6 protein-coding genes are annotated in these 5,483 nt (G+C 40.3%); 2 read left to right on the forward strand and 4 right to left on the reverse strand.

Translation table 11 applies throughout. The features are described 5' to 3' along the window. Nucleotides 1-161: 161 nt before the first annotated feature. From F3741_12850 to F3741_12865, 4 genes are read right to left on the reverse strand one after another with little or no spacing between them, the layout of a single operon-like run. Nucleotides 162-1,493, reverse strand: coding sequence for an aminotransferase class I/II-fold pyridoxal phosphate-dependent enzyme (locus F3741_12850; GenBank protein MZG31664.1), 1,332 nt, complete (start codon nt 1,491-1,493; stop codon nt 162-164). A 50-nt stretch (nt 1,494-1,543) separates the two neighbouring features. Then, nucleotides 1,544-2,593: a fatty acid desaturase gene (locus F3741_12855; protein ID MZG31665.1), complete on the reverse strand. Its 1,050-nt coding sequence runs from the start codon at nt 2,591-2,593 to the stop codon at nt 1,544-1,546. A 27-nt stretch (nt 2,594-2,620) separates the two neighbouring features. Next, nucleotides 2,621-2,959, reverse strand: a complete 339-nt coding sequence (locus tag F3741_12860; protein MZG31666.1) for a hypothetical protein — start codon at nt 2,957-2,959, stop codon at nt 2,621-2,623. 33 nt (nt 2,960-2,992) lie between these two features. Next, nucleotides 2,993-3,781 (reverse strand): class I SAM-dependent methyltransferase, encoded by a 789-nt coding sequence (locus F3741_12865; protein ID MZG31667.1) that lies wholly within the window; start codon nt 3,779-3,781, stop codon nt 2,993-2,995. Nucleotides 3,782-3,860: 79 nt separating this feature from the next. Between F3741_12865 and F3741_12870 the strand changes: the two genes are divergently transcribed. Further along, a complete protein-coding gene (locus F3741_12870; GenBank protein ID MZG31668.1) occupies nt 3,861-4,640 on the forward strand; it encodes a sirohydrochlorin chelatase in 780 nt (259 codons plus the stop codon). A 372-nt stretch (nt 4,641-5,012) separates the two neighbouring features. Further along, on the forward strand, nt 5,013-5,483 hold a 471-nt coding region (locus tag F3741_12875), incomplete at its 3' end, for a TVP38/TMEM64 family protein (GenBank protein MZG31669.1).

Below are 5,483 nucleotides of genomic sequence, written 5' to 3' on the forward strand. Positions count from 1 at the left end.
ATTTCTAAAAAAAGGATTAATATCAGGGTTTAAAAATCTTTTACGTTCCTGAATAAGAGGGGAAACCCAATGAGGATGGTCTTTATAAACTTTCCAGGGAAGACGAACAAATTGATCCAAGTTCTGGCTGGTTTCAACTTTAACAAGTTTAAAACCCATTTTTATTTTTGAATGATACCCAGCTTCGCCCCCAGTTTTCTAAAGGAACCGAGAACTTTATCAAGATCTTTCTTATCATGGCTAGAGGTATAGCTCGTTCGAATCATTGCATTAAGAGGTGGCACAACAGGTGATACAGCGACACCAGCAAATACACCTTCGTCAAAAAGGAGGCGGTTTAAATAAAGTGTTAGCGCCTCTTCTCCAATTTTTATTGGAACAATAGGGATAGAATTGTTGTTCACCTGGAAACCCATATCAAAAAACCCTCTTTTTATATAAGCCGTATTTTCCCTTAACTTATCTATCCTCTCAGGCTCATTGATCATTACATCCAACCCGGCAGTGACCCCGGCAACTGATGCGGGAGGCAGGGCTGCGGTAAAGATAAATGCCGAAGCCTTATGACGAATAAAATCTGTTATTTTGGACTTTGCTGAAATAAAACCACCTATGGAACCCAGGCTCTTGGAAAATGTTCCCATATAAATATCGATTTCATCTTCCAGGTTGTAATAGTTGGTAACGCCCTTCCCTCTTTCACCCAGGACACCCAGGCCATGAGCCTCATCAACCATTACGCTAGCCCCGTAATCTTTCGCAAGCTTCACTATAGCCGGAAGATTGGCAATATCTCCACTCATGCTGAAAATTGTGTCGGTAATAATTATCTTGCCTTCAACATCTGAATACTTTTTCAAATAATATTCCAGATGATCCATATCATTATGCTGATAACGGACGGTTTTCCCTGGAGCAACACCACACCCTTCATAAATACTGGCATGATTTTCCCTGTCAGAAAACGCCACATCCTTTCTACCCAGCAGACAAGCAATTGTTCCCTGATTTGCCTGGAACCCTGTAGACATGACAATGGAATCTTCTCTATTCAAAAAAGAAGAGATTTCTTTTTCCAAAGTCTTATGTAGATTAAAAGTTCCATTTAGAAAACGGCTGCCCGTGCAACCAATGCCAAATTTCTCTAAAGCATCTCTAGCCGCAGAAACTATACGAGGGTCCTGTGCAAGCCCTAAATAATTATTTGTAGAAACAGAAATTGCAGGGTTCCCGTCAATGACAACATGGCAACCATCAATTTCTTCAATTGCCTTGAAATATGGATAAATACCTAATTCCTTTGCTTGCTCTGGCGCAAAATAACCAAAACACTTTGCAAGAATTCCCTTATCTTTACTATTTGGAGGACGCAGGTGTGAATTTTCAAAATCAAACTTCTTTTTCAACAAGGAGATTATTTTATTCTTCTTTAAATGAGGGGGTTGCCCATCTTCATTTTCAATTTCATTAAGTATAGTAAAAGGTTTTGTCATAATATTCTCATCGTAAATTGATAAAAACTAAATCAAATTTCATAAATTACTCAATGGGCGGCATGCTTCCATAACTGGGTCAGTGCTGAAAGCAAACCCGAGCTAACAGTTTGACCATATAATTTCCCCACATCCTTATCCTGAACTAATCTATTATGTGCTTCTTCTAGCGCGTGATAGGGCAGGTCAGGAAATAAATGGTGTGTTGCGTGAAAGCGTAACCCCACAGGAGCCCATAATGGAGTCACCCATCTATTCCCAGGTATATTGACTGAATCCAGCATTTGGCTTGAGTAGCTCATCTCTTCTTCCTTAGGATTTTGATAGCGGTGAGCGCCAAGGGTTCGAAGTGAATTAACCAAAAAAATCAACGCCTCAACACAGTACCACAGGACAAGCGCCACCGCAGGAATTATTTCCGCCATAATGAATCCAAGAAATACCCAGGCATAAAAGCACGCAGAAAACTCCTGAATTTTCCAGCCCCCAATATTCTTCCAGGAAGACTCGGGTCTCTGGTAATCCAAATCTATAACCAGCGCGGATACCTTGTCCATCAGAAATAGTCTCAATTTTTTATTGAAAAGGGACAGTGGACTCAACACCAAAAATCGCACAAAAAAAACAACAGGGACAATAAAAGAAAAAAGAACATGGACGACAATACTTTTCCTCCCCCTTATAGCAAAGGGGAAATATTCTCCGTCTTTTTCCGTCCCATAGAGATTTTGTTTATGATGGTCAAAGTGGACAGCCTGATAAAGAAAAGCAGGAATCATTAGTGGGAAACCGCAAAACAGGTTCCAAGTCCAACGGAATACTTTAAAAGAACCTTTTTTAAAATGAGCAATCTCATGGATGAATGAAGCCGCCCTGTACAAGGAAAAACTAGCAAGGACAACAAAAAAGATTTGCCGGGTAGATGAAGCGGGCTCACTAATTGCCAATACAAAAGATCCCCATCCAAGAAAAGCACTTATAAAAAAATCTACCCAGTATATGATCGGGTTGGGACGGAAGAGGTCTTTTACAAGTTCTCTCGCCCTGCTCATCGAGAATTCTTCCTGTTCTTCTGCAAACTTTCTATAGGCCTGTTGCATTAACACAACTGTCTTTATGGTGATCGATTAATTTTTTTCCGCACATTTTACACACAATACATTTTCTGGCATGAGCATAATGCGGCCATGAGGTATCGGGTTTTCACAACGCAAGCAGACACCGAATTCGGGCAAATCCACCTTGCTCAAGGCTTTCTCAAGTTTAACAAGCTTGGCCTTTGCTGAGTTTAACGAAGCTTCGCTAATACCTTTACTGTTTATCGCTTCCATTCTAGTCAGGCGACCTATTGCATTGTCCGGCGCAACTGGCTTAGAAGTGGCAGTAAAACTTCTTATCAGATCTTTCTGCACTTCAATTTCGCCAACAATCTTCTTTTTAAGATCGGCTCTGTCTTCAATTTCCATAAGCAATCCTATCATTAACAGGTAAAAATCGGTTTATTTGGGGGAGGGAGAAAAACCTGACATCGCACATCTTACCGCCAGCAAAGGAGTAAACCGGTCAATATTATTTGAAATGTATTCCATAAACTCATTGGCCAGGCTCTGATCCTCAAAACATTCGTATACATCATCTAGAAACCCACCACGCAAAAGAGGATGTTCCAGAAAGTCTCGACCTGGACGCGTAAAAATTTCAAGCGGCCATTCGGTCACCTCTACCCTATCCAGGCCCAATTCCATCAACCACTGCTTTGCATGATTTGCAGAAGGACGTTCCTCCAGATATTCATTAAATGCTTTTCGTTCCTTTTCCAGTTTTCTCCGGCCCATTTCCTCATCCACAAGCATCCATAACGAGTCAAAGGTTCCCAGCGAAGGAAATGTCAACACGATTTGTCCACCTGGCTTTAAAAAACGGACAATATTGCTGAGAGACTCAAACCGATTCGGACGGAAAAACATGAAGGAAAGATTGCCGGTTATCCGGTCAAATCCTGGAAGCGTAGGTGGTAAAAAACGCATGTCCCCCACCTCAAACTTCAGCCAGGGTAAATGTCGACCTTGAATCGACCTTGAGCGAAGCACTTGTGCATGATGAATATCAATTGCCAGGACGCTTCCTTCCGGACCAACCTGTTCTGCCAAATGAAATGCGGGGATTCCTCCTCCAGAAGCAATATCAAGTACCGAATCACCCGGTCGCAACTCAAGCTTGTGCAATAAAAGTTTTGCAAACGGCGTGGACCATGGATCGTTTTCTGGCAATGCCCAGGATGTTGGCATGCATAACCTTTCAATTTTAATTTACAGATTTATCAGGTTATTATAATAAGGAAAACTATATTTTACCGGATAATCCAATATGGCTATCTCAAAAAGTGATAAAAATTCTTATGCCATTTGCCTCATAGGCCATGGAAGTCGGAATCAGGAAGCAACTCAGGAGTTCCAAACTCTTCTTCATAAAATTCGCGATAAAAATATTTGCCAAAACACCCAGGGTGGTTTTCTAGAGTTTGCAAAACCCACTGTAACCGAAGCCTTGTCAGCCTGTCTTAACACTGGTTTAAAAAATATTATTATTCTTCCGGGCATTCTATTTTCCGGCAAACACACTGAAATAGATATCCCAAATTCCGCCTTTGAGATACTTCAAAATCACCCAGAAATAAATCTGATTTTTTCCAACCCCCTTGAAACACATCCCGAAGTTATGGAAGCCTGCAAAAGTAGAATTCAAGAAGCCGAAATTAATTCAAATAAATCCATACCACGTTGTGAAACATTGCTTATTACAATTGGCCATGGCAGTCAAAATACAAACTGCAACCTTAAGGTTGAAAATGAGATTTCCAATCTCGGAGAAAAGCTGGGGTTTGCAAAAACTCTTATCTTCTTTCCAGGCATTAACAATAAGTCGCTGGATGATCTTCAAGAAAAATTCATTCCTCATGGCTTTAATCGTGTAATTATATTTCCATTTTTTTTATTCAGTGGTGTTTGGGTCAATCGAGTGCATACACTTGCAGATGAATTTCAGTTAAAATATCAGGACACTGAATTCCTGAAGGCACCTTGCCTATCCCACCATGAAAAAATTGTGGAGGCATTAGTCCAACGTACAAAGGAAAAAACCTTATGAAACGGATTTCCTTGAAAACTATAACTCCTATGATAAAACGGTTATTTACGATTCTCTTCGTTTCTTACAGCTTAAATTTTATATTTATTTATAAACACTCCACAATATAATAGCCCCCAACATTAATACAATATAAAGAATAAACCTGGCAATCGTATTTTGGGGGAATAATATGAACGATGATTTGACTCAAAACCTTGATACTCTTTCTCTACTATCTAGTATTTGGGAGAGCTACCGTGAGGACGATATTATCCCAGATTACTGATGAATTTGCGAAGTTTTGGTACCTTTACACGGCTTAAAATGAGCGGCACTCATCAAATACATAGGAATTTAAAAATAAACCATTAATCCAACCTAAAAAAGAATATGAAAAAAATTATCATATTGGGAGTCATTGCAGGTTTATTTTGGGCTTTTTCATCTTTCGACCTTGGCCACTACCTTACTCTTAAATACATAAAGGGACAACAAGATAATTTTTCAGCTTTTTACAAGGAAAATACTCTATTAGCAATTGGCGCTTATAGCGCAGTTTATATTGTAACAACGGCTCTCTCCTTACCAGGGGCTACACTCCTGACCTTACTTGGCGGGGCATTGTTCGGTCTTGTTACTGGAACAGTTCTGGTTTCTTTTGCCAGCACCATCGGGGCAACACTTGCCTTTCTTGTTTCGAGATTGCTTTTACGGGATTGGGTACAAGGTAAATTTGGCCCCCATCTGGCAGCTTTTAATGAAGGCATAGCAAAAGATGGCGGTTTTTACCTGTTCAGTCTTCGATTGATTCCAGCTATCCCTTTCTTCGTCATCAATCTGGTCATGGGTCTGACCCCCATG

It is taken from the genome of Nitrospinota bacterium (genome assembly GCA_009873635.1).
GTDB lineage: Bacteria > Nitrospinota > Nitrospinia > Nitrospinales > VA-1 > LS-NOB.

Excerpts from the sequence above, each read along its gene's own strand:
- F3741_12850 (MZG31664.1), bottom strand. The coding sequence starts at position 1,493 with ATGACAAAACCTTTTACTATACTTAATGAAATTGAAAATGAAGATGGG.
- F3741_12855 (MZG31665.1), bottom strand. The coding sequence starts at position 2,593 with ATGCAACAGGCCTATAGAAAGTTTGCAGAAGAACAGGAAGAATTCTCG.
- F3741_12860 (MZG31666.1), bottom strand. The coding sequence starts at position 2,959 with ATGGAAATTGAAGACAGAGCCGATCTTAAAAAGAAGATTGTTGGCGAA.
- F3741_12865 (MZG31667.1), bottom strand. The coding sequence starts at position 3,781 with ATGCCAACATCCTGGGCATTGCCAGAAAACGATCCATGGTCCACGCCG.
- F3741_12870 (MZG31668.1), top strand. The coding sequence starts at position 3,861 with ATGGCTATCTCAAAAAGTGATAAAAATTCTTATGCCATTTGCCTCATA.